The sequence below is a fragment of the Agrococcus sp. GCM10030265 genome, from assembly GCF_042666675.1.
GTDB lineage: Bacteria > Actinomycetota > Actinomycetes > Actinomycetales > Microbacteriaceae > Agrococcus.
In genome coordinates this window covers 516,024-537,369 of record NZ_JBHTCZ010000004.1, presented here as the reverse complement: position 1 = coordinate 537,369, position 21,346 = coordinate 516,024, and the positions used below count along the sequence as shown (strand labels likewise).

General features: G+C 72.4%; 24 protein-coding genes. 3 read left to right on the top strand and 21 right to left on the bottom strand.

Annotation, left to right across the window (positions count from 1 at the left end; genetic code table 11):
- Positions 1 to 24: 24 nt before the first annotated feature.
- From pheT to infC, 10 genes are all read right to left on the bottom strand, one after another.
- A complete protein-coding gene (gene pheT / locus ACFQPP_RS14295) occupies positions 25 to 2,487 on the bottom strand; it encodes a phenylalanine--tRNA ligase subunit beta (protein ID WP_376917317.1) in 2,463 nt (820 codons plus the stop codon).
- On the bottom strand, positions 2,487 to 3,521 hold the full coding sequence (pheS, locus tag ACFQPP_RS14290) for a phenylalanine--tRNA ligase subunit alpha (RefSeq protein WP_376917316.1): 1,035 nt from the start codon (positions 3,519 to 3,521) through the stop codon (positions 2,487 to 2,489). Before pheS ends, pheT begins: the two co-directional genes overlap by 1 nt.
- A gap of 22 nt (positions 3,522 to 3,543) precedes the next feature.
- A complete protein-coding gene (locus tag ACFQPP_RS14285) occupies positions 3,544 to 4,491 on the bottom strand; it encodes an amino acid ABC transporter permease (protein ID WP_376917314.1) in 948 nt (315 codons plus the stop codon).
- Positions 4,488 to 5,141, bottom strand: coding sequence for an amino acid ABC transporter permease (locus ACFQPP_RS14280; RefSeq protein ID WP_376917313.1), 654 nt, complete (start codon positions 5,139 to 5,141; stop codon positions 4,488 to 4,490). The genes ACFQPP_RS14285 and ACFQPP_RS14280 overlap by 4 nt, the downstream gene beginning before the upstream one ends.
- 69 nt (positions 5,142 to 5,210) lie before the next feature.
- Positions 5,211 to 6,107, bottom strand: coding sequence for a glutamate ABC transporter substrate-binding protein (locus tag ACFQPP_RS14275; RefSeq protein ID WP_376917311.1), 897 nt, complete (start codon positions 6,105 to 6,107; stop codon positions 5,211 to 5,213).
- A 44-nt stretch (positions 6,108 to 6,151) separates the two neighbouring features.
- Positions 6,152 to 6,889: an amino acid ABC transporter ATP-binding protein gene (locus ACFQPP_RS14270; RefSeq protein WP_376917310.1), complete on the bottom strand. Its 738-nt coding sequence runs from the start codon at positions 6,887 to 6,889 to the stop codon at positions 6,152 to 6,154.
- A gap of 102 nt (positions 6,890 to 6,991) precedes the next feature.
- Positions 6,992 to 7,777, bottom strand: coding sequence for a TrmH family RNA methyltransferase (locus tag ACFQPP_RS14265; protein WP_376917309.1), 786 nt, complete (start codon positions 7,775 to 7,777; stop codon positions 6,992 to 6,994).
- A gap of 8 nt (positions 7,778 to 7,785) precedes the next feature.
- Entirely contained in the window at positions 7,786 to 8,172 is a 387-nt protein-coding gene (gene rplT, locus ACFQPP_RS14260) for a 50S ribosomal protein L20 (RefSeq protein WP_376917308.1), read from the bottom strand.
- A gap of 25 nt (positions 8,173 to 8,197) precedes the next feature.
- Complete coding sequence (rpmI, locus tag ACFQPP_RS14255; protein WP_376917307.1) at positions 8,198 to 8,392, bottom strand: 50S ribosomal protein L35; 195 nt, start codon at positions 8,390 to 8,392, stop codon at positions 8,198 to 8,200.
- Positions 8,393 to 8,400: 8 nt separating this feature from the next.
- The gene (infC, locus tag ACFQPP_RS14250; protein WP_376917306.1) at positions 8,401 to 9,564 is read right to left on the bottom strand and encodes a translation initiation factor IF-3; all 1,164 of its coding nucleotides are present in this window, start codon (positions 9,562 to 9,564) and stop codon (positions 8,401 to 8,403) included.
- 158 nt (positions 9,565 to 9,722) lie between these two features.
- On the opposite strand from infC, the gene ACFQPP_RS14245 reads away from it, so the two are divergent.
- A complete protein-coding gene (locus ACFQPP_RS14245) occupies positions 9,723 to 10,058 on the top strand; it encodes a DUF1844 domain-containing protein (protein WP_376917305.1) in 336 nt (111 codons plus the stop codon).
- Here the strand turns inward: ACFQPP_RS14245 and ACFQPP_RS14240 are convergent.
- From ACFQPP_RS14240 to ACFQPP_RS14215, 6 genes are all read right to left on the bottom strand, one after another.
- Entirely contained in the window at positions 10,051 to 10,890 is an 840-nt protein-coding gene (locus ACFQPP_RS14240) for an SseB family protein (RefSeq protein ID WP_376917304.1), read from the bottom strand. The genes ACFQPP_RS14245 and ACFQPP_RS14240 overlap by 8 nt on opposite strands.
- Positions 10,887 to 11,636, bottom strand: coding sequence for a bifunctional 1-(5-phosphoribosyl)-5-((5-phosphoribosylamino)methylideneamino)imidazole-4-carboxamide isomerase/phosphoribosylanthranilate isomerase PriA (gene priA, locus ACFQPP_RS14235; RefSeq protein WP_376917303.1), 750 nt, complete (start codon positions 11,634 to 11,636; stop codon positions 10,887 to 10,889). The genes ACFQPP_RS14240 and priA overlap by 4 nt, the downstream gene beginning before the upstream one ends.
- Positions 11,637 to 11,670: 34 nt before the next feature.
- The gene (hisH, locus tag ACFQPP_RS14230; RefSeq protein WP_376917339.1) at positions 11,671 to 12,309 is read right to left on the bottom strand and encodes an imidazole glycerol phosphate synthase subunit HisH; all 639 of its coding nucleotides are present in this window, start codon (positions 12,307 to 12,309) and stop codon (positions 11,671 to 11,673) included.
- Entirely contained in the window at positions 12,306 to 12,902 is a 597-nt protein-coding gene (gene hisB, locus ACFQPP_RS14225) for an imidazoleglycerol-phosphate dehydratase HisB (protein WP_376917302.1), read from the bottom strand. Before hisB ends, hisH begins: the two co-directional genes overlap by 4 nt.
- A 10-nt stretch (positions 12,903 to 12,912) precedes the next feature.
- Entirely contained in the window at positions 12,913 to 14,001 is a 1,089-nt protein-coding gene (locus ACFQPP_RS14220) for a histidinol-phosphate transaminase (RefSeq protein ID WP_376917301.1), read from the bottom strand.
- A gap of 98 nt (positions 14,002 to 14,099) precedes the next feature.
- Complete coding sequence (locus ACFQPP_RS14215) at positions 14,100 to 14,462, bottom strand: LysM peptidoglycan-binding domain-containing protein (protein WP_376917300.1); 363 nt, start codon at positions 14,460 to 14,462, stop codon at positions 14,100 to 14,102.
- A gap of 240 nt (positions 14,463 to 14,702) precedes the next feature.
- On the opposite strand from ACFQPP_RS14215, the gene lexA reads away from it, so the two are divergent.
- On the top strand, positions 14,703 to 15,332 hold the full coding sequence (gene lexA / locus ACFQPP_RS14210) for a transcriptional repressor LexA (RefSeq protein ID WP_376917299.1): 630 nt from the start codon (positions 14,703 to 14,705) through the stop codon (positions 15,330 to 15,332).
- A gap of 93 nt (positions 15,333 to 15,425) precedes the next feature.
- Here lexA and hflX read toward each other — a convergent pair whose 3' ends face one another.
- Positions 15,426 to 16,910, bottom strand: coding sequence for a GTPase HflX (gene hflX, locus ACFQPP_RS14205; RefSeq protein WP_376917298.1), 1,485 nt, complete (start codon positions 16,908 to 16,910; stop codon positions 15,426 to 15,428).
- A 26-nt stretch (positions 16,911 to 16,936) separates the two neighbouring features.
- Between hflX and ACFQPP_RS14200 the strand changes: the two genes are divergently transcribed.
- The gene (locus ACFQPP_RS14200; RefSeq protein ID WP_376917297.1) at positions 16,937 to 17,536 is read left to right on the top strand and encodes a class I SAM-dependent methyltransferase; all 600 of its coding nucleotides are present in this window, start codon (positions 16,937 to 16,939) and stop codon (positions 17,534 to 17,536) included.
- 15 nt (positions 17,537 to 17,551) lie between these two features.
- Here the strand turns inward: ACFQPP_RS14200 and dapF are convergent, their stop codons facing one another.
- The 4 genes from dapF to ACFQPP_RS14180 all read right to left on the bottom strand — a co-directional run bounded on the left by dapF (position 17,552) and on the right by ACFQPP_RS14180 (position 21,343).
- On the bottom strand, positions 17,552 to 18,400 hold the full coding sequence (gene dapF / locus ACFQPP_RS14195) for a diaminopimelate epimerase (protein ID WP_376917296.1): 849 nt from the start codon (positions 18,398 to 18,400) through the stop codon (positions 17,552 to 17,554).
- 39 nt (positions 18,401 to 18,439) lie between these two features.
- Positions 18,440 to 19,336, bottom strand: coding sequence for a tRNA (adenosine(37)-N6)-dimethylallyltransferase MiaA (miaA, locus tag ACFQPP_RS14190; RefSeq protein ID WP_376917295.1), 897 nt, complete (start codon positions 19,334 to 19,336; stop codon positions 18,440 to 18,442).
- Entirely contained in the window at positions 19,336 to 20,796 is a 1,461-nt protein-coding gene (gene miaB, locus ACFQPP_RS14185) for a tRNA (N6-isopentenyl adenosine(37)-C2)-methylthiotransferase MiaB (RefSeq protein WP_376917294.1), read from the bottom strand. The genes miaA and miaB overlap by 1 nt, the downstream gene beginning before the upstream one ends.
- Before the next feature lie 61 nt (positions 20,797 to 20,857).
- Positions 20,858 to 21,343: a hypothetical protein gene (locus ACFQPP_RS14180; RefSeq protein ID WP_376917293.1), complete on the bottom strand. Its 486-nt coding sequence runs from the start codon at positions 21,341 to 21,343 to the stop codon at positions 20,858 to 20,860.
- Positions 21,344 to 21,346: the final 3 nt, after the last annotated feature.

The following is a 21,346-nucleotide window of genomic DNA, read 5'->3' as shown; positions in this document are numbered from 1 at the left end:
CGAGCCATGACCCAGGGTCGGCCGTCAGTCTCGCAGCGCAGCACCCGTGCGCTCGGTCGCGAGGGCGAGACCCGCGAGCTTCGCCTCGGTCGCCTGCGCCGCCGTGAGCGTGCGCTCGGCGTCGCGGAAGCGCAGCGCGAACGTCAGCGACTTCGCGCCGTCGAGGTCGCCGCCGCGGAAGTCGTCGACGAGCGCGACATGCTCGAGCAGCGGGCCGGCGCCCTCGCGCACCGCGGCGAGCACGTCGCCGGCGGGCACGGAGGCGTCGACGACGACCGAGAGATCCTGCGTCGCAGCGGGCGTCGCCCCGATGACGGCGGTGTCGAGGCCGACGCGAGCGAGGTCGACGAGCGCGTCGAGGTCGAGCTCGACGATCGCGACCTGCCGCGGCAGGTCGGCGTCGGTCGCGAGCGACGGCAGCAGCTCGCCGGCGACGCCCACGACCCGGTCGCCCACGAGCACCTCGGCCGTGCGACCGGGGTGCAGCCAGTCGCGCTGCGCCTGACGCACCTCGATCGCGAGGCCGACCGCGCGAGCGGCACGCCGGGCGACGTCGATCGCGTCGGCGACGCCGAACGCCTCCCGGGCCTGGCCGGGCTGCTTCGCGACGCGGGCGCCGAGCAGCAGTGCACCGACATGGCGCGGCTGCGTCGGCAGCGCGTCGAGGGTCGCGAGCACCTGCGCGTCGGGCCGCGCGGCGCCGGCGGGCACCGCATCCGTGCCGTGCTCGCCCTCGATGCGGAAGACCGCGCCGACCTCGAAGAGCGCGAGGTCGGTGAGACCGCGGCCGACGTTGCGCTGCGCCGTCTCGACCAGGCCGGGCACCAGCGAGGTGCGCAGGAACGGGCGTCGCTCGTCGAGCGGGTTCGTGAGCCGCACGGGCTCGGCACCGACGCGGCGCGCATCGGCCTCGGCCTGGAACGGTGCGACGAGCACCTCGGTGAGACCGCTCGACGCGAGCGCGTTCGACACGGCGCGACGCAGCCGCTGCGGACGCGTGAGCCCGCGACCCGAGGGCGGCGAGGGCAGCACCGACGGGATGCGGTCGTAGCCGACGACGCGGGCGGCCTCCTCGACGAGGTCGACGCGCTCGGCGAGGTCGGGCCGCCACGTCGGCGGCGTCACGAGCCACGTGCCGCCCGTGCCCTCGACGACCGTCGCACCGATCGCGACGAGCGCGCGGCGCGTCTCGTCGTCGGCGTAGTCGGCACCCGTGACGCGCGCGGCATCCTGCGGCGCGAACGCGATCGTCGGCATCGCGGGCGTCCGCCCGACGGCGCCGCCGAGCGGATCGGCCGTGCCCCCTGCGAGCTCGACGAGCAGATCGACGACGCGCTGCGCGGCCGCGGCCTGCAGCGCGGGGTCGACGCCGCGCTCGAAGCGCTTCGACGCCTCGCTCCACAGGCGGTGCCTGCGAGCCGTCCGCGCGACCGACACCCCGTGGAACCATGCCGACTCGACGAGCACGTCGGTGGTCGACGCCGACATCTCGGTGCGGTCGCCACCCATGACGCCCGCGAGGCCGACGGGGCCGGCGTCGTCGCAGATCAGCAGATCCTCGGCCGAGAGCGTGCGCGTCACGTCGTCGAGGGTCGTGAGCGTCTCGCCGGGCGTCGCACGGCGCACCGTGATGCCGCCCTGGAGGAGACCGAGGTCGTAGCCGTGGATGGGCTGGCCCAGCTCGAGCATGACGTAGTTCGTGACGTCGACGGCGATCGAGATCGGTCGCATGCCGGCGAGCGTCAGCCGCTGCTGCATCCACCGCGGCGTCGGCCGCGTCGCGTCGATGCCGCGCACGGCGCGCGCCACGAAGGCGCCGCAGCCGACGACGCCGCGGATGGGCGCGTCGTCGGCGATCGCGATCGGGAAGCCCGATCCCTCGCCCGCATCGATCGCGGCGGGGTCGCGGAACGCCCAGCCCGTCGAGAGCGACAGCTCGCGAGCCATGCCGCGGATCGACAGCACGTAGCCACGGTCGGGCGTGACGTTGACCTCGACCGCGATGTCGTCGAGGCCGAGCAGCGCGAGCGCATCGTCGCCGGGCTGCGCGTCGAAGCCCTTGGCGTTCAGGCGCAGGATGCCGTCGTGGTCGTCGCCGAGGCCGAGCTCGCGCTCGGAGGCGATCATGCCGTCGGAGACGTGCCCGTAGGTCTTCCGCGCGGAGATCTCGAAGCCGCCGGGCAGCACGGCCCCCGGCAGCGAGACGACCACGAGGTCGTCGACGAGGAAGTTGCCCGCACCGCACACGATGCCGCGAGGCTCGGCCTCGCCGACGTCGACCTGCACCCAGCGGATCGTCTTGCCGTTCTTGTGCACCTCGGCCTCGAACGAGAGCACGCGGCCCACGACGAGCGGACCCGTCACGTCGCCGCCGTGCAGCGCCTCCTCCTCGAGGCCGACGCGCACGAGCGCGGCGTGGACGTCGTCGCCCGTCGTGCCCGCGGGGACGTCGACGTGCTCGGCGAGCCAGGACATGGGGGCGCGCATCAGATGACCATCCCGAACTGCTCGGAGAAGCGGACGTCGCCCTCGATCATGTCGCGCATGTCGTCGAGCTGGTAGCGGAACTGCAGGGTGCGCTCGATGCCCATGCCGAAGGCGAAGCCCGAGTACCGGTCGGGGTCGACCCCCGCCGAGCGCAGCACGTTCGGATGCACCATGCCGCAGCCACCCCACTCGACCCAGCGCGGGCCTCCCCGCATCCCGGGGTGCCACACGTCCATCTCGGCGCTCGGCTCGGTGAACGGGAAGTGGTTCGGGCGCAGGCGGATGCGCGCATCCTCGCCGAACATCGCACGAGCGAGGTGCTCGAGCGTGCCGCGCAGGTGCGCCATCGTGATGCCCTCGTCGACCGCGAGGCCCTCGATCTGCGTGAAGACCGGCAGGTGCGTCGCGTCGATCTCGTCGGTGCGGTAGGTGCGGCCGGGCGCGACGACGTAGACGGGCAGGTCGCGCGTGAGCAGCGAGCGCACCTGCACGGGGCTCGTCTGCGTGCGCAGCACGAGGTGCTTCGACGCGGGCTCGACGTAGAACGTGTCGGACTCACCGCGTGCCGGGTGATCCTGGTCGACGTTCAGCGCGTCGAAGTTGTACCACTCGTGCTCGAGCTCGGGGCCCTCCGCGACCTCCCAGCCCATGCCGGTGAAGATGTCGGCCATCTCGTCCATGAGCAGGGTGAGCGGATGCCGCGAGCCCGGGCGCTGGTGCGTCGGCAGCGCCGTGACGTCGACGGCCTCCGACTGCAGGCGCGCCTGCTCCTCGGCGACGGCGAGCTCGCCCTGGCGGGCCTCGATCGCCTGCGCGACGCGGCCGCGCGCCTGCCCGATGGCGGCGCCTGCCTCCTTGCGCAGCTCGGGTGCGAGGTCGCGCAGCGAGCCGTTGAGCGAGGCGAGCTCGCTCCCCTGCCCGTTGTGCGTCGTCTTGGCGGACTGCAGCTCGGCGACCGTGGTCGCGCCGGCGATGGCCTCGAGCGCCGCCGTCACGGCGGCCTCGAGCCTCGTCGTCAGATCGGGGATGGACACAGTCGTCCATCGTATCCGCGGCTCAGCGCCCTCCGGGCTCCTGCGTGCCGCCGCTGCGATCGGTACCCGACGCGAGGTCGGCGTTCGACTGGATCGCGATGAGCTTTGTCGTCGTCGTCTCGCCCGCGGCGTTGGCCTTCGGAGCGCGCCCACCGGCGCGCGGGCCCTTGCCCAGTCGCCGCTCGGCCACGATCGCGAGCCACGACAGCAGGAGGCACAGCGCGATGTAGACGGCGCCGATCACGATCGTCGCGGGGATGATCGGGCGATCGTACGTGGCCGCGGTGCCGAGCTGACGCGCGACGTAGAGCAGCTCCTGGTACGTGATGATGAAGCCGAGCGCCGTGTCCTTCAGCGCCACCACGAGCTGCGCGATGATGACGGGCAGCATCGCGCGGATCGCCTGCGGCATGAGGATGAGGCGCATGACGCCAGCCTTGCCCAGGCCGATGGCGTAGCCCGCCTCCTTCTGGCCGCTCGGCAGCGACTCGATGCCGGCGCGGATGACCTCAGCGAGCACCGAGCCGTTGTACGCGACGAGCGCGATGACGACCGCCTGGAACGGCGAGAAGCGGATGTCGATGACCGGCAGCGCGTAGTACAGCAGCAGCATGAAGACGAGCACGGGCACGGCTCGCAGCAGCTCGGTCACGATCGCGGCGGGCACGCGGATGGCCGCATGGTCGGACAGGCGGGCGATCGCGAGCACGAAGCCGAGCACGAGCGCGCCGATCGCGGCGAAGGCGAACGCAGCCAGCGTGCTCCCGAGCCCGCTGAGGATGCGCTGCCAGATGCCCTGGTAGCCGAAGATCTCCCACTTCGACGCCTCGAACTGCCCCGTCGCGAAGAGGCGGTACACCAGGAAGCCGAGCAGCACCAGCACGACGGCGATCGTCGCGACGCCGAGGACCGCGTTGCGCGCCCGGGCCTTCGGGCCCGGGACGTCGTAGAGGACGGAGGTCTGGGTCATCGTGCGACCTTCCAGCGACGCTCGAGCGCCTGCTGCAGCCACGAGAGCAGCAGCACGAGCGCGACGAAGAACAGGGCGACCCAGAGCAGCACGTCGAGCGCGTTCTCGCCGCGCTCGGAGAGGTAGCTGCGGATCGAGCCCAGGTTGAGGACCGAGAAGCCCGCTGCCACCGTGGTGTTCTTCAGCAGGGCGATGAGCACGCTCATCATCGGCGGGACGACGGCGCGTGCGGCCTGCGGCAGCACGACGAGCGTCATGACCTGGCCGAAGGGCAGGCCGATGGCGCGCGCGGCCTCCGCCTGGCCGACGGGCACGGTGTTGATGCCGGACCGCAGCGTCTCGGCGACGTAGGTCGCCGTGTACAGGCCGAGCGCCACGACGGCGAGCGCGAGGTAGTCGGCGCCGCGGATGCCGAAGAGCGGCGGCACCGCGAACGCGAAGACGAAGAAGACGAGCGTCAGCGGGGTGTTGCGCACCGTGTTGACGTAGACCGTGCCGACGGCGCGTGCGATCGGCACCGGCGAGACGCGCATCGCGCCCACCACGAAGCCGAGCACCAGGGCGATGGCCCCGCCGCCGAGGAAGAGGATGAGGGTGCCCAGCAGTGCCTCGCCCCAGAGGTCGAGGTTGCCGGTGAGGGCGTCGAGCATGCCGAGCTCCCTTCGTTCGCAGGATGGATCGTGCGGCGGCGGGACGCACCCGCCGCCGCACGACTCGGATCAGTAGCGGTCGACCTCGGGCTGCTCGCCCTCGACGCCCGACTCACCCAGGTTCGCGTCGTAGATCCCCTGCCACGTGTCGGGGTTCTCCTCGAGCAGGTCGTTGATGAACGTGCGCAGCGCGTCGTCGCCGAGGGGCAGGCCGATGCCGTAGCGCTCCTCGCTGAAGGGCTCGCCGACGACCTGGAGGTTGTCGGGGTCCTGCGCGGCGTAGCCGATGAGGATGGCCTCGTCGGTGGTGACCGCGTCGACCTGGCCGTTGATGAGCGCCTCGACGCACTGCGAGTACGTGTCGAACTCGGTCGTCTCGAACTGCGGGTAGTTGTCGCGGATGTTCTGGATCGGCGTCGAGCCGGTCGCCGAGCACACCGTCGAGCCGTCCTCGAGGTCGTCGATGCTCGTCGCCTCCGAGTCGGCGCCGACGAGGAGGCCCTGGCCCGTGACGAAGTACGGGCCGGCGAAGTCGATCTGCTCCTTGCGGGAGTCGGTGATCGAGTACGTGCCGACGTAGTAGTCGATGTCGCCGTTCACGATCGCCTGCTCGCGGTTCGCGGAGGCGATGGACTCGAACGTGATCTCGTCCTCCGAGAAGCCGAGCGACGCCGCGATCCAGCGGGCCATGTCGACGTCGAAGCCCGTGCGCTCGCCCGACGCGGGGTCGAGGTAGCCGAGACCGGGCTGGTCCTCCTTGACGCCGATGGTGATGCCGCCGGCCTCGACCATGGCGTCGTACGTGGGCGAGCCCTCGAGCTCGACCGACTCCGCGACCTCGAAGAGCGGTGCGTCGCCCTCGTCGCCCGATCCTCCGGGGTTGTCCGGCGTGCCCGAGGCACAGCCGACGAGCATCGCCGCGGCTGCCGTCAGGGCGAGCACGGACGTGGTGCGAGTCATGCGCATGGCGCGTCTCCTTGCTGTTTCGTGGTGCGTGGTACGAGGGGGTGTCAGTGGGTGATGAGCTTGGAGAGGAAGTCCTTCGCACGATCCGTCTGCGGGTTCGTGAAGAACTCCTCGGGCGTGCGGTCCTCGAGCACCTCGCCGTCGGCCATGAACACGACGCGGTCGGCGGCCTTGCGGGCGAAGCCCATCTCGTGCGTGACGACGATCATCGTCATGCCGTCCTTCGCGAGGCCGATCATGACGTCGAGGACCTCGTTGATCATCTCGGGGTCGAGCGCCGACGTCGGCTCGTCGAAGAGCATGACCTTGGGCTTCATCGCGAGGGCGCGTGCGATCGCGACGCGCTGCTGCTGACCGCCGGAGAGCTGCGCCGGGTACTTCGAGGCCTGGTGCGCGACGCCCACGCGGTCGAGCAGCGCCATCGCCTCCTCCTCGGCCTGCTTGCGCGCGACCTTGCGGACCTTGATGGGCCCGAGCGTGACGTTCTCGAGGATCGTCATGTGCGCGAAGAGGTTGAAGGACTGGAAGACCATGCCGACGTCGGAGCGCAGCGCCGCGAGGGCCTTGCCCTCCTTCGGCAGCGTGGTGCCGTCGATGCGGATGTCGCCGGACGTGATCGTCTCGAGGCGGTTGATCGTGCGGCACAGGGTCGACTTGCCGGAGCCCGAGGGGCCGATGACGACGACGACCTGGCCCTTGTCGACCGTGAGGGTGATGTCCTTGAGCGCGTGGAACTCGCCGTAGTGCTTGTCGACGTGCTCGATCTCGACCAGGGGCTGCATGCACTCAGTCAAGCGCACGCCACGCACCGCCCAGGACGCAGGCGAGCGATCGTCACCGAAAGGTGATGATTTCGTTGCATGCCGTGCGGCGGCCGTGCCCGATCAGCCGCGAGGGCGAGCGAAGGCCGACTGGTAGAGACACACAGACGCAGCCGTCGCGAGGTTCATCGACTCCGCGCGGCCGAAGATCGGCACGCGCACCGCGGCATCGGCGAGCGCGAGCGTCGCGTCGTCGAGACCGCGTGCCTCGTTGCCGAACAGCCACGCCGTCGGCTCGCCCAGGCGCCCGGCGATCGCCGGCGACGTCAGCTCGTCGCCCGAGACGTCGGCGGCGAGCACCTGCAGGCCGGCGATGCGCGCCGCGGCCACGGCATCCTCCGTCGTGACGCCCACCGCGTGCGGGACGTGCAGGATCGAGCCCGTCGTCGCGCGCACGACCTTCGGGTTGTAGGGGTCGACGCTCGAGCGCGTCACGACCACGGCGTCCGCACCCGCGGCGTCCGCGACGCGCAGGATCGTGCCGAGGTTGCCGGGATCCTGCACCTCGTGGAGGATCGCGACGAGGGATGCCCCCGCGAGCACGCGCTCGAGCGAGGCCGGCTGCTGCCTGCACACCGCCACGACCCCCTGCGGCCGCACGGTGTCGCTCATCGCGGCGAGCGCCCGCTCCCCCACCGGCTCGAGCGCGGCGCCGAGGGCGTCGACGAGCTCCGGGTGGCGCGCGATGAACGCCTCGGTCGCGAATGCCTCGACGACGGCATCCGCCGCGATCGCCTCGCGCAGGGCGTTCGGGCCCTCCAACAGGAACAGCCCGGTCTCGGACCGGGCTGCTCGCTGCTGGAGTCTCGACGCCGCACGCACTCGCTCGTGGCGCGGACTCTCGATCACGTCGGTGTCTACTCGGCCGTCTTCGCAGCCGACGTGTCGGCCGGCAGGGCCGCCTTCGCCGTCGCGACGAGCGACGCGAACGTCGCCGGCTCGTTGACCGCGAGGTCGGCGAGGATGCGGCGGTCGACCTCGACGCCCGCCAGGTTCAGACCCTGGATGAGGCGGTTGTACGTGAGGCCGTTCTGGCGCGACGCGGCGTTGATGCGCTGGATCCAGAGGCGACGGAACTCGCCCTTCTTGGCGCGACGGTCGCGGTACGAGTAGACGAGGGAGTGGGTGACCTGCTCCTTCGCCTTGCGGTAGAGCCGCGACCGCTGGCCGCGGTAGCCCTCGGCGCGCTCGAGGATGACCCGACGCTTCTTGTGGGCGTTGACTGCCCGCTTGACACGTGCCATTGCTGTTCTCCTTGGGTCTTCCGGCTCAGTTGCCGAGCAGCTTCTTGATGACCTTGGCGTCGGCCGGCGCCAGCACCTTGTCCTTGTTGAGGCGGCGCGTCTGGACCGACGACTTCACCTCGAGGTTGTGGCGCATGCCGGCCTGCTGCTTGCGGATCTTGCCGCTGCCGGTGACCTTGAAGCGCTTCTTCGCACCGGAGTGCGTCTTCTGCTTGGGCATGGATGCTCCTACTTCGATGCGGGCTTGGCGGCAGGGGATGCCGGCTTGGCCGCGGGCTTGGCGGCAGCGGGCGCTGCCGGCTTCGCCGCGGGGCCTGCGGGCTTCGCAGGGGTCGCGGCTGGCTTCTTGGCCGCTGCCGGCTTGGCAGCGGCGGAGTCGCTGTCCGGCGTGGCTGCCGGAGCGGATGCGGGCTTCGCCGCGAGCATGCGGGCAGCAGCCGAGGCTGCGGCACCCGGACGTGCAGCGGGCGTGCGCGGCGCGCTCGCCGGCGCCCCCGAGCCCGAACGGGGCGGGCGGGGCTCGCGCGGCTCGGACGACCGCTGCTCGCGGTCCTCGCGGTCGCGACGCGGCGGACGATCGTCGCGATCGCGATCGCGGTCACGACCGCGCGACGGACGCGACGCAGCCTGCTGGTTGGCGATGCGCGCGGCGCGCGTCTCGCGCACCGGCTCCACAGCGCGAGCCGGACGCGCCGCCTCGATGGCAGCCTGGTGCGCAGCCTGCTCCTCGGCCGCGGCGCGACGCTTCTCCTGCTCGGCCTGACGGAGCTCCTGGCGGGCCTGGTTCTGCTCGGCCTTCGCGTCGGACTTCGACCGCACCGGACCGACGATCATCGTCATGTTGCGGCCGTCCTGCGTCGGACGGTTCTCGACGGTGCCCCACTCGGCGATGTCCTCCGCGAAGCGCTGCAGCAGACGCACGCCCATCTCGGGACGCGACTGCTCGCGACCGCGGAACAGGATCATGGCCTTGACCTTGTCGCCGTCCTGCAGGAAGCCCTCGGCGCGCTTGCGCTTGGTCTCGTAGTCGTGCTCGTCGATCTTCAGGCGGAAGCGGACCTCCTTGAGGACCGTGTTCGCCTGGTTGCGACGCGCCTCCTTGGCCTTCTGCGCCTGCTCGTACCTGAACTTGCCGAAGTCCATGATCTTCGCGACGGGCGGCCGTGCCTCGGGAGCGACCTCGACCAGGTCGAGGTCCGCCTCCCGCGCGAGGCGCAGCGCTGCGTCGACGCCGACGATGCCCACCTGCTCGCCGTTGGGGCCGACGAGTCGGACCTCGGGGACGCGGATGCGCTCGTTGATGCGGGGATCGCTGATGTGAAGCTCCTGGGTGCTCGAATCGATGGCACGGAGGAGGAGCCTTCGGAACGCGCATGCGCACCGGCTCGGCACCCACGGCCGTCACCGGCGGGGCACCTGGACCCGATAGCCTCGAAGTCGGCTGCGGGTGGGAGAGACTCCACTTCCATGGGCCTGGGCGAACCCAGACCAACCGCCAGCATAGCAGAGGCCCGTCCTCGACGGGCCCTCCATCACGAGGGAGACCATCGGTGCAGGACGACGACCTGACGCGCGACATCGCAGAGGTGCCCGCCGTCGAGCTCATCAACACGGTGGCGATCCACCTGCTGAGCGCGGCCGCGGTCAAGCTGGGGCTCGGCGACGGCCCGGACGCGGCGCGGGAGCTCGACCTCGACGAGGCGCGGAAGCTCATCAACGCCCTCGCCGGCCTCGTCACCGCTGCGGCACCCGAGGTGGGCGGCGTGCACGCGGCCCCCCTGCGCGACGGCCTGCGCTCGGTGCAGCTCGCCTTCCGCGAGGCCTCCACCATCCCCGACGCGCCCGGCAAGGGCCCGGGCGAGCGCTACACCGGCCCCGTCACCTGATGGGCGCGCCGGGCGCAGGTCGATGCGCCCGGTACACCGCGACATGAGGCCCCGACGCGATGCGCGTGGGCTGCGCGAGCCACACCACCTCGATCGCGACGTCGGTCACGGCGTCCTGCCACGCATCCCGGCGCGCGCCGATGCCGGCGACCACGCGCTCGAACGCGGCCTGCACCGCCGCCCTGTCCACGCCGGGCGACGCGACCGCGCGCACCTCGAGCTCACGACCGAGCAGCCTCGCCGTGGGGTCGGCGTCGGCGAGCGCCACGGCCTCGACGCCGCCGATCGCCAGCAGCGGCGCGACGAGCTCGGCCTGCACGAGCGGATGCCGGTGCGGCGCGATCCACGCCTCACCCGACAGGAGCGCCGCGAGCGCGCTGCGACGCAGCACCACCTCGGTCGGCGACCCGGGATCGACGACGACGCGGCCCGCATCCTCGAGCGCCGCGGCCGCGCAGCGCTCGATGGAGGCCGGCACGGGCCTCGCGTCCGGGCGCCACGCCCGCATGGCGTCGGCGCTCGACGTCATCGGCAGGATGGGCGCGCCGTCCGGGCCCGCGACGGCCACGATCGAGAGCTCCTGGCTCTTGTCGACGGTGCGGCCGTCGACGACGCCGGTCTCCCCCGCCTCGGCCACGAGCGGCACGAGCAGGCGCGACCCGCGCAGCGCCTCGACGACGCCCGCGAGATCGCCCGAGCCGTCTCGCAGCGCCGCCGACGCCGCGAGGAACACCTCAGGTGCGCTGCCGTCGTCGCCCGCGTACGCCGTGTCGTGATGCTGGAACGTGCGGCCGGCCCACGGCCGCCCGGCGGAGTCGCCCTCGGGCGTCACTTCCCGGCGACGTCGAGCGCCGCGGCGAGCGTGAAGTTGCCCGCGTAGAGCGCCTTGCCGACGATGGCGCCCTCGATCCCCACCGGCACGAGCTCGCGCAGCGCGGCGATGTCGTCGAGGCTCGAGACGCCGCCGGAGGCGACGATCGGCCGATCGGTGCGCTCGGCGATCTGCTGGAGCAGCGCGACGTTCGGGCCGTTCAGCATGCCGTCCTTCGTGACGTCGGTCACGACGTAGCGGCTGCAGCCGGCCTCCTCGAGACGCTCGAGCACCTCCCAGAGGTCACCCGAGTCCTGCGTCCAGCCGCGCGCGGCGAGCGTCGTGCCGCGGACGTCGAGGCCGACGGCGATCTGGTCGCCGTACTCGGCGATGACGTGCGCCGTCCACTCCGGGTTCTCGAGCGCCGCGGTGCCGAGGTTGATGCGCTTCGCACCGGTGGCGAGCGCCGCCTCGAGCGAGCGGTCGTCGCGGATGCCGCCCGACAGCTCGATCTGCGCGTCGCCGCGCACGGCCTTGATCACCTTGCGGATCGACGCTCGGTTCTCGCCGCGGCCGAATGCGGCGTCGAGGTCGACGAGATGGATCCACTCGGCACCCTGGCGCACCCAGTCGAGCGCGGCGTCGACGGGGCTGCCGAACGACTGCTCGGTGCCCGCCTTGCCCTGCGTGAGGCGCACGGCCTTGCCGCCCGCGACGTCGACGGCGGGGAGCAGCGTCAGGTGAGGTGCCTGGGAGAAGTCGGTCATGGCTCGCTTTCGTAGGTCGTGCGACGCGTGGATGCTACTCGCTGCCGAGCGTGCGCACCCAGTTCGCGAGCAGGCGCGCGCCCGCCTCGCCCGACTTCTCGGGATGGAACTGGGTCGCCGTCAGCGGGCCGTTCTCGACGGCCGCGAGGAAGCGCTCGCCGTGCTCGGCCCACGTCGTGATCGGACGCCGGATGCGCGGATGCGGGTCGATGAGCCACTCCGTCGCTGCGTAGGAGTGCACGAAGTAGAACCGCTCGTGCTCGATGCCCGCGAACAGCTGCGAGCCCTCCCCCGCCTCGACGGTGTTCCAGCCCATGTGCGGCAGCACGTCGGCCTCGAGCCTGCGCACCGTGCCCGGCCACTCGCCGAGCGCCTGCGTCTCCTGACCGCCCTCGAGACCGGTCTCGAACAGCACCTGCATGCCGACGCAGATGCCCAGCACCGGGCGTCCCCCGGACAGGCGCCTGCCGACGAGCTCGCCACCGCGCACGGCATCGATGCCCGCCATGCACGACGCGATCGAGCCGACGCCCGGCACGACGAGCCCATCGGCCTCCATGATCGTCGCGCGGTCCGCCGTGAGGGTCACCCGTGCACCTGCGGCCTCGAGGGCCTTCGCGGCGGAGTGCACGTTGCCCATGCCGTAGTCGAGCAGGGCGACCGAGGGGTTCAGAGCGCCCCCTTGGTGGAGGGGATGCCCGAGACGCGCGGGTCGGGCTCGACCGCGACGCGCAACGCGCGCGCGACCGCCTTGAACTCGGCCTCGGCGACGTGGTGCGGGTCGCGGCCGCCGAGCGCCTCGACGTGCATCGTGATGCGGGCGTTGAAGGCGATGGCCTCGAAGACGTGCCGCACGAGCGAGCCGGTGAAGTGCCCGCCGATGCGGTGCAGCTCGAACCCGGCGGGCTCGCCCGAGTGCACGAGGAACGGTCGACCCGAGAGGTCGACCACCGCGCGCGCGAGCGCCTCGTCGAGCGGCACCGTCGCGTCGCCGTAGCGGCGGATGCCCGCCTTGTCGCCGAGCGCCTCGCCGAGCGCGAGGCCCAGGCAGATCGCGGTGTCCTCGACGGTGTGGTGGGCGTCGATGTCGGTGTCGCCCGAGGCGGTGACGCGCAGGTCGATGAGCGAGTGCTTCGACAGGGCCGTCAGCAGATGGTCGTAGAACGGCACGGTGGTCGAGATCTCGCTCGTGCCCGTGCCGTCGAGGTCGAGCTCGAGCTCGATGGAGGACTCGCTCGTCGTGCGAGCGATGCGTGCGGTGCGCATGCCTACGATCCTACGGTCGCGCGGAGGGCGCGAAGCGCACCACGGAGGCGAGGAACGCGTCGGTCTCGGCCGGCGTGCCCGCCGTCACGCGCAGGGTGTGCGGGATGCCGACGTCGCGGACGAGCACGCCGTCGGCGAGCATCCCCTCGAACGCGGCGTGCGGATCCTCGAGCCCGCCGAACAGGACGAAGTTCGCATCGGAGGGGTACGGCTCGAACCCCATCGCCGAGAGCTCGGCGACGATGCGATCGCGCTGCGCGCGGAGCTCGTCGACGCGCGCGAGCATGGTCGGCGCGTGGCGCAACGCCGCGAGGGCGGCGGCCTGCGTGAGCGCCGACAGGTGGTAGGGCAGCCGCACGAGCCGCAGCGCGTCGACGACCGCGGGGTCGGCGGCGAGGTAGCCCACCCGCACGCCCGCGTACGCGAAGGCCTTGCTCATGGTGCGCGAGACGATGAGGCGGTCGTGGCGCGGGAGCAGGCCGAGCGCCGTCTGCGACCGGTCGTGCGCGAACTCCGCGTACGCCTCGTCGACGAGCACCATGCCGCGCGCCGCCTCGCACGCGGCGTCGACGACGTCGAGGGCGAGCGACGTGCCCGTCGGGTTGTTCGGGGCGCAGAGGAACACGACGTCGGGGTCGTGCTCCTCGATCGCGCGCACGACCGTCTCGGCATCGAGGGTGAAGTCGGCGGCGCGGGGCTCCGCGACGTAGTGCGCACCCACGCCCTGCGCGAGCAGCGGGTACATCGAGTAGGTGGGCGCGAACGACAGCAGCGAGCGGCCGGGGCCGCCGAACGCCTGCAGCACGTTCTGCAGCACCTCGTTCGACCCGTTCGCAGCCCAGATCGACTCCGGGCCGAGCCCGTGGCCCAGGTACGCGGCGAAGGCCTCGCGCAGCTCGGTGAACTCGCGGTCGGGGTAGCGGTGCACGTCGCCGAGCGCGCGACGCACCGAGGCGACGACGTCCTCGAGCACCGCGTCATCGACGGGGAAGGCGTTCTCGTTGACGTTGAGACGCACGGGCACGTCGAGCTGCGGGGCACCGTACGGGACGCGTCCGACGAGGTCGGCGCGGAGCGGGAGGTCGTCGAGCGAGGCCACGCGTCAAGCCTAGGCGCGCGCACGCGTGCGCGCGGACGAGACGACGAACGCCCCACCCCTGCACGGGGTGGGGCGCTCGGGAGCGGATGGGCTCGGCGTCAGCGGGTGTACTCGGCCGGGATCGTGAGCTGCTGCCCGGGCTGGATCGCCCCGCCCACGCCGTTGAGCTGCTGGATGTCGGCGATGACCTCGCGCGGGTCGATCTCGGGGGCGACGACGGCTGCGATGGACCAGAGGGTCTCGCCCGGCTGCACCACGACCGTCTCGTACGAGACGGGCGCGGACTGCTGGCCCGCGGTCGCGGTCGCCGACTGCAGCACGCCCAGCGCGCCGAGCGCGAGCACGGGGGCTGCGACGAGCACGGCGAGGGCGCGGCGGCCGCGCACGGTGAGGCGGAGGCGGCTCGCACCGACGGCGGGCATCGAGCGGGCTGCCGGGACATGCATGGCGATCGCGGTCATGACTTCGTTCCTCTCGGATCGGATCGCGGGTGCGGCGCTCGGCCGGGAGCGTCGCACCCGCGTTCCATGATTCGAACGTACCTTCGGATCATCCGTTCGTCAAGAGGCCCAATGGCCCCGAAAGCACGGACGACACGCTCGAACACTCGTACCCCTCGGAGGACTCCGTCGGATACGCTTTCGAACAGGACAGAGTCAACCGGTGACCACCGACACGGTCCCGTTGAGAGGACGATGGCGATGGCACAGCGACAGCTCACCGAGAAGCAGGCATCGATCCTGCGCTGCATCCAGCAGTCCGTGAAGCAGCGCGGCTACCCGCCGAGCTACCGCGAGATCGGCGACGCCGTCGGCCTCTCGTCGCTCTCGAGCGTCACGCACCAGCTCGGGCAGCTCGAGCTCGCGGGCGCCATCCGTCGAGACCCCGCGCGCCCCCGCGCCATCGAGGTGCTCGTCGAGTCCGACGACCCCGCGGACGCCGCCAACACCGACGCCGCCGCCTACGTGCCCCTCGTCGGTCGCATCGCCGCCGGCGTGCCCATCACGGCCGAGCAGCAGGTCGAGGAGGTCTTCCCCCTCCCCCGCTCGCTCGTCGGCGGCGGCGACGACCTCTTCATGCTGCGGGTCGTCGGCGAGTCGATGATCGACGCGGCCATCTGCGACGGCGACTGGGTCGTCGTCCGCCAGCAGGCCACCGCCGAGAACGGCGACATCGTCGCCGCAATGCTCGACGAGGAGGCGACGGTCAAGGTCTTCCGGCAGCGCGACGGCCACACGTGGCTGCTGCCGCGCAACTCGGCCTTCGAGCCCATCCTCGGCGACCAGGCCGTCGTCCTCGGTCGCGTCGTCGCCGTGCTCCGCTCCGTCTGATCTGCCGCCGCCACGCGAGAGGGCCGCGCCGGGGACTCGTCCCGGGCGCGGCCCTCTCGTCGTGCGTCGCGTCGCCCCACCCGGCGACGGCCCTCACCCGGCGACCGAGAACTCCTCGAGGCCGTCGACGACGTCCGGCGTCACGAGCACGTCGAGCCGCGTCCCCTCGGCCTCGTAGCGCTCGTGCTCGACCGTGAAGCGGTCGTGCAGCCGCGAGACGACGTCGCCGCGGTCGAAGGGCACGAGCAGCGACATCGCCACGCTCGGACGCGGCAGCACCTCGGCGATGCGCGCGCGCAGCTCGTCGATGCCCATGCCCGTGCGCGCCGAGACGAACACCGCCGTCGGCACGAGACCGCGCAGCACGAGCAGGTCGTCGTCCGAGACGAGGTCGGCCTTGTTGAAGGCGACGATCTCCGGGATGTCGCGCGCCCCGGTCTCGCCGATCACCTCGCGCACCGTCGCGAGCTGGGCTGCCGGGTCGGGGTGGCTCGCGTCGACGACGTGCACGATGACGTCCGACTCCGCGACCTCCTCGAGCGTCGAGCGGAACGCCTCGACCAGCTGGTGCGGCAGGTTGCGCACGAAGCCGACGGTGTCGGCGAGCGTGTACAGGCGGCCGTCCGGGGTCTCGGTGCGACGCACGGTCGCGTCGAGCGTCGCGAACAGCGCGTTCTCGACGAGCACGCCCGCGTTCGTCAGGCGATTGAGCAGGCTCGACTTGCCGGCGTTCGTGTAGCCGGCGATCGCGACCGACGGCACCTCGAAGCGGTCGCGATTCGCGCGCTTCGCCTGTCGCGCCGGCGCGAAGCCCTTGATCTGCGTGCGCAGGCGCGCCATGCGGTTGCGGATGCGGCGACGATCGAGCTCGATCTTCGTCTCACCCGGTCCGCGCGAGCCCATGCCGGCACCCTGGCCACCGACCTGACCGCCCGCCTGGCGCGACATCGACTCGCCCCAGCCTCGCAGGCGCGGCAGCAGGTACTCGAGCTGCGCGAGCTCGACCTGCGCCTTGCCCTCGCGGCTCTTCGCATGCTGGCTGAAGATGTCGAGGATGACGGCCGTGCGGTCGATGACCTTGACCTTCACGACGTCCTCGAGGGCACGGCGCTGGCTCGGCGCCAGCTCGGTGTCGGCGATGACGGTGTCGGCGCCGGTCTCCTGCACGAGCGCGGCGAGCTCCTGAGCCTTGCCGCGCCCCACGTACGTCGCCGGGTCGGGCGTCGGCCTGCGCTGCAGCACGCCGTCGAGCACCACGGCGCCCGCGGTCTCGGCGAGCGCCGCGAGCTCGCGCATCGAGTTCTCGGCGTCGACGACGCCACCCGCGTGCACGCCCACCAGCACGACGTTCTCGAGTCGCAGCTGCCGGTACTCGACCTCGGTGACGTCCTCGAGCTCGGTGCGGAGGCCGCCGACGCGTCGCAGCGCGGCGCGGTCGGCGCGGTCGAGCTGCTCGCCGTCGAACTCGCCGTCGGCGCCGTCCGCCTGCAGCGCCTGCGCCGAGCGCTCGAGCAGCCGCTCGTCACCGGGATCCGCCCACTCGAGGATGCGGTCCACGCGCGAGGTGCCGTCAGCCATGCTGTTCCCTCCACTACGGTCGGTGCGTGACCGACCACTACTTCTCCGCCGCCGAGGGCGACGCCCCCACGCGCGAGGTGCGCGTGGCGCTCGCCGGCGCCGAGCGCTCGCTGCTCACGGCACCCGGGGTGTTCTCCGGCGACGGCCTCGACGTCGGCACGAGCGTGCTGCTCGACGAGACGCCGCAGCCACCGCAGTCCGGCGACCTGCTCGACCTCGGCGCCGGCTGGGGCCCGATCGCCCTCTCGCTCGCGCTCCGCGCACCGGATGCGCGAGTGTGGGCGGTGGATGTGAATCCGAGGGCGGTCGACCTCGTCCGGCGCAATGCCGAGCGTGTCAGCGTAGCAAACGTGACCGCGTCGCTGCCCGACGAGATGCCCGGCGTTCGCTTCCAGGGGATCTGGTCGAATCCGCCCATCCGCATCGGCAAGCCCGCCCTGCACGCGCTGCTGCTCGAGTGGCTCCCCCGGCTCGAGATCGGCTGCTCGGCATGGCTCGTCGTGCAGAAGCACCTGGGCTCGGACTCGCTGCTGCGCTGGCTCGACGAGCAGGAGGGTCTCGCCGCCGAGCGGTGGACCTCGAAGAAGACGTTCCGCATCCTGCAGGTCACGCGCGTCGAGGACTGACGCGGCGGGCGATCGTCAGACGATCGCGGTCTGCCCGCGGAAGACGATCTCGGCAGGACCGGAGAGCCACGCGTGCTCGCCGCCAGCCTGCACGTCGACGTCGACGTGCACGACGCCGCCCGGGACCTCGACGCGCCAGCGGTCGGGCGCGCCACCCGCCCAGTGCCGCGTGGCGAACGCCGCGGCGACCGCGCCCGTGCCGCACGAGAGGGTCTCGCCCGATCCGCGCTCGTGGACGCGCATGCGGATGCGCCCCTCGTCGCCGGAGATGCCCTGAGGGACGACGAGCTCGACGTTCGCGCCGTCGGGGGCCACGGGCTCGAGCACGGGAGCCTCGTGCAGGTCGATGCCCGCGAGCTCGTCGTCGTCGGCGACCGCGACGACCACGTGGGGGTTGCCGACGTCGACGCGCTGGCCCGGCCGGGGCACCTCGAGGCCGCGCGCACGCACGAGGGGCTCGCCCTCGACGAGCCGCACGGCGCCGAGATCCGCCGAGAAGCCGCCGTCGATCGAGCGGACGCGGCGGATGCCTGCGCGGGTGCCGACGACGAGCTCGCGAACGTCGGCGAGCCCCTCCTCCTCGAGCAGCCGCGCGAACACGCGCACGCCGTTGCCGCACATCTCGGCGATGCTGCCGTCGGCGTTGCGGTAGTCCATGAACCACTCGGCGCCGCGGCCGAGGGCGCGCTCGCGCTCCGGCATCGCCGCCGTGCGCGTCGCGAGGATGAGGCCGTCGCCACCGATGCCGAACCGACGATCGCACAGCGCCGCCACCTGCTCCGGCGTGGGCTGCAGCTCGCCGTCGGGGTCGACGATCAGCACGAAGTCGTTGCCCGTGCCATGACCCTTCGCGAACGCCACCATGGTGACGAGCGTAGCCGCGCACGCCGCCCGGCGACGCGCTCAGCCGTCGGCGAGGAGCCCCGCCGCGATGCGCTCCGCGCCCACGGGCCCATCGACGTCGATCGCGGGATAGCGCTGGAACCACGACACCTGCCTGCGTGCGTAGCGGCGCGTGAGCCGCTGCGTCTCGGCGACCGCGGCGTCGCGATCGACGCGGCCGTGCAGCTGGTCGAGCGCCTGCCGGTAGCCGATCGCCGCCTGCGCCGTCGTGCCGCGCTCGAGCCCGGCGTCGACGAGCGCGCGCACCTCGTCGAGCATGCCGCGCTGCCACATCCCCTCGACCCGCGCGTCGAGGGCCTCCACGAGCGTCGCTCGCTCGCGCCGCACGTGCACGATCGTCGTGCCGGGCGCGACGTCCGGCAGGCCGACGGGGAAGGGCTCGCCCGTCGACGTCACCACCTCGAGCGCGCGCACGAGCCTGCGACCGTTCCACGGACCGATCGCCTCGGCGGCGCGCGCGTCGACGGCCGCGAGCCGCGCATGCATCGCCGCGGCGCCATCGCGCTCGAGATCGGCCTCGAGCGCCGCGCGCAGCCGCTCATCGGTGCCGGGGAAGTCGAGCGGCCCGAGCACGCTCGAGGCGTACAGGCCGCTGCCGCCGACCAGGATCGGCACGGCGCCGCGCGCCTCGATCGCCGTCACCGCCGCGCGCGCCCGCGGCTGGTACCACGCGACGCTCGCATCGTCCGTGACGTCGAGCACGTCCATGAGGTGATGCGGCACGCCCTGGCGCTCGGCGAGCGACAGCTTCGCGGTGCCGACGTCCATGCCCCGGTAGAGCTGCATGGCGTCGGCGTTCACGACCTCGGCCGCGCGACCGCCCTCGGCGAGCGCCGCGGCGACGTCGAGCGCGAGCTGCGACTTGCCGGTGCCCGTCGCGCCGACGATCGCGAGCATCAGGCGCGCAGCGTCGGCATGCCGAGGCGCACAGGCACGGCGTCGCGCGGGGTGCCGGGGCTCACAGGGACCCCGCACGACTCCGCCTGCGCGAGATCCCACGCGTCGCCCGCGCGCGTGCGTCGCACCGCGACGGGCCCGGCGTCCGCCTCGAGATGGAAGGCCGCTGCACGCGTGATCGTCACGGTGGCGACGTCGCCCGGGCGCAGGGCGTGCTCGCCCGGAGCCAGGTGCACGAGCCGATGGTCCGGCGCGCGACCGGAGACGCGATGGGTCTCCGCATCCTTCCTGCCCTCGCCCGACGCGACGAGCACGTCGACCGTGCGACCCACCTGCCGCTGGTTCTCCTCCGCCGAGATGCGGTCCTGCACCGCGACGAGACGCTCGAAGCGCTCCTGCACGACGGCCTTCGGCACCTGGTCGGGCATCGTCGCCGCAGGCGTGCCGGGCCGGATCGAGTACTGGAACGTGAAGGCCGACGAGAACCGCGACTGCTCGACGACGCGCAGCGTGTCCTCGAAGTCCTCGTCGGTCTCGCCGGGGAAGCCCACGATGATGTCGGTGGTGATCGCAGCGTCCGGGATGCGGTCGCGCACCCGGTCGAGGATCCCGAGGAAGCGCGCCGAGCGGTACGAGCGGCGCATCGCCTTCAGGATGCGGTCCGAGCCCGACTGCAGCGGCATGTGCAGCTGCGGCATGACGGCGTCGGTCTCGGCCATCGCGTCGATGACGTCGTCGGTGAACGCAGCGGGGTGGGGGCTCGTGAACCGGATGCGCTCGATGCCGTCGATCTCCCCCGCCGCCCGCAGCAGCTTGCCGAACGCGAGGCGGTCGCCGAACTCGACGCCGTACGAGTTCACGTTCTGGCCGAGGAGCGTCACCTCCATGACGCCCTCGGCGGCGAGCGCCTCGAGCTCGGCGAGGATCTCGCCCGGCCTCCGGTCGCGCTCCTTGCCGCGCAGGGCAGGCACGATGCAGAACGTGCACGTGTTGTTGCAGCCGACCGAGATCGAGACCCAGCCCGAGTAGGTCGACTCGCGCTTCGTGGGCAGCGTCGACGGGAAGGTCTCGAGCGACTCGAGGATCTCGACCTGCGCGGCGTCGTTGTGCCGTGCGCGCTCCAGCAGGGTCGGCAGCGAGCCGAGGTTGTGCGTGCCGAAGACGACGTCGACCCATGGCGCCCTGTCGAGGATGGTGCCGCGATCCTTCTGCGCCAGGCAGCCTCCGACGGCGATCTGGAACCCGTCGCGCTCGCGCTTCGTCTTCGCGAGGTGGCCGAGCGTGCCGTAGAGGCGCGAGTCGGCGTTCTCGCGCACCGCGCACGTGTTGATCACGATGAGGTCCGGCTCGTCGCCCTCGGCCTCGGCGTAGCCCGCGTCCAGCAGCGAGCCGCGCAGACGCTCGGAGTCGTGCACGTTCATCTGGCAGCCGAAGGTGCGCACCTCGAACGTCCTGGTCATGCCGTCCAGGGTACGACGACGGGGACGGCGCCTCGCGCCGTCCCCGTCGTGCCGCGGGCCGTCAGCCCTGCGTGAAGGTGACCGCGTAGCCGGCGGTGCCGACGCCGTCGGAGCCGCTGAGCGTGAGCGTGCCCGTCGAGACCGGCCCCGACAGATCGATGCGCTCGATCTCCTGGATGTCGGAGAGGGTCATCGAGAGCGTGCCGCCCGAGACGGACCACGTGTCGCTCGCGACGTCGAACGGCACGCCCGTCTCGTCGCTCCAGCGCGTGATGTAGAGGGTGCCGTCGGCCTCGAACGTGAACTCGAGATCGATGAAGAGCTCGGGGCCCTCGACCGTGCCCGTCCACTGCGTGTCGATGAGCTCGTCGCCCTCGCTCGCGGCCGGCTCGCTCGTGGCAGGGCTCTGCGGCTGCGTGGCCGTGGGGGTCTGCGGCTGCCCGGGGCTCTGCGGCTGGCCAGGGCTCGGCAGCTGGATGCATCCCGTCAGGGCGAGGATCGCTGCGATGCCGGCGGCGGCTGCGCCTGCGATGCGAGAGGTCGTCATGCA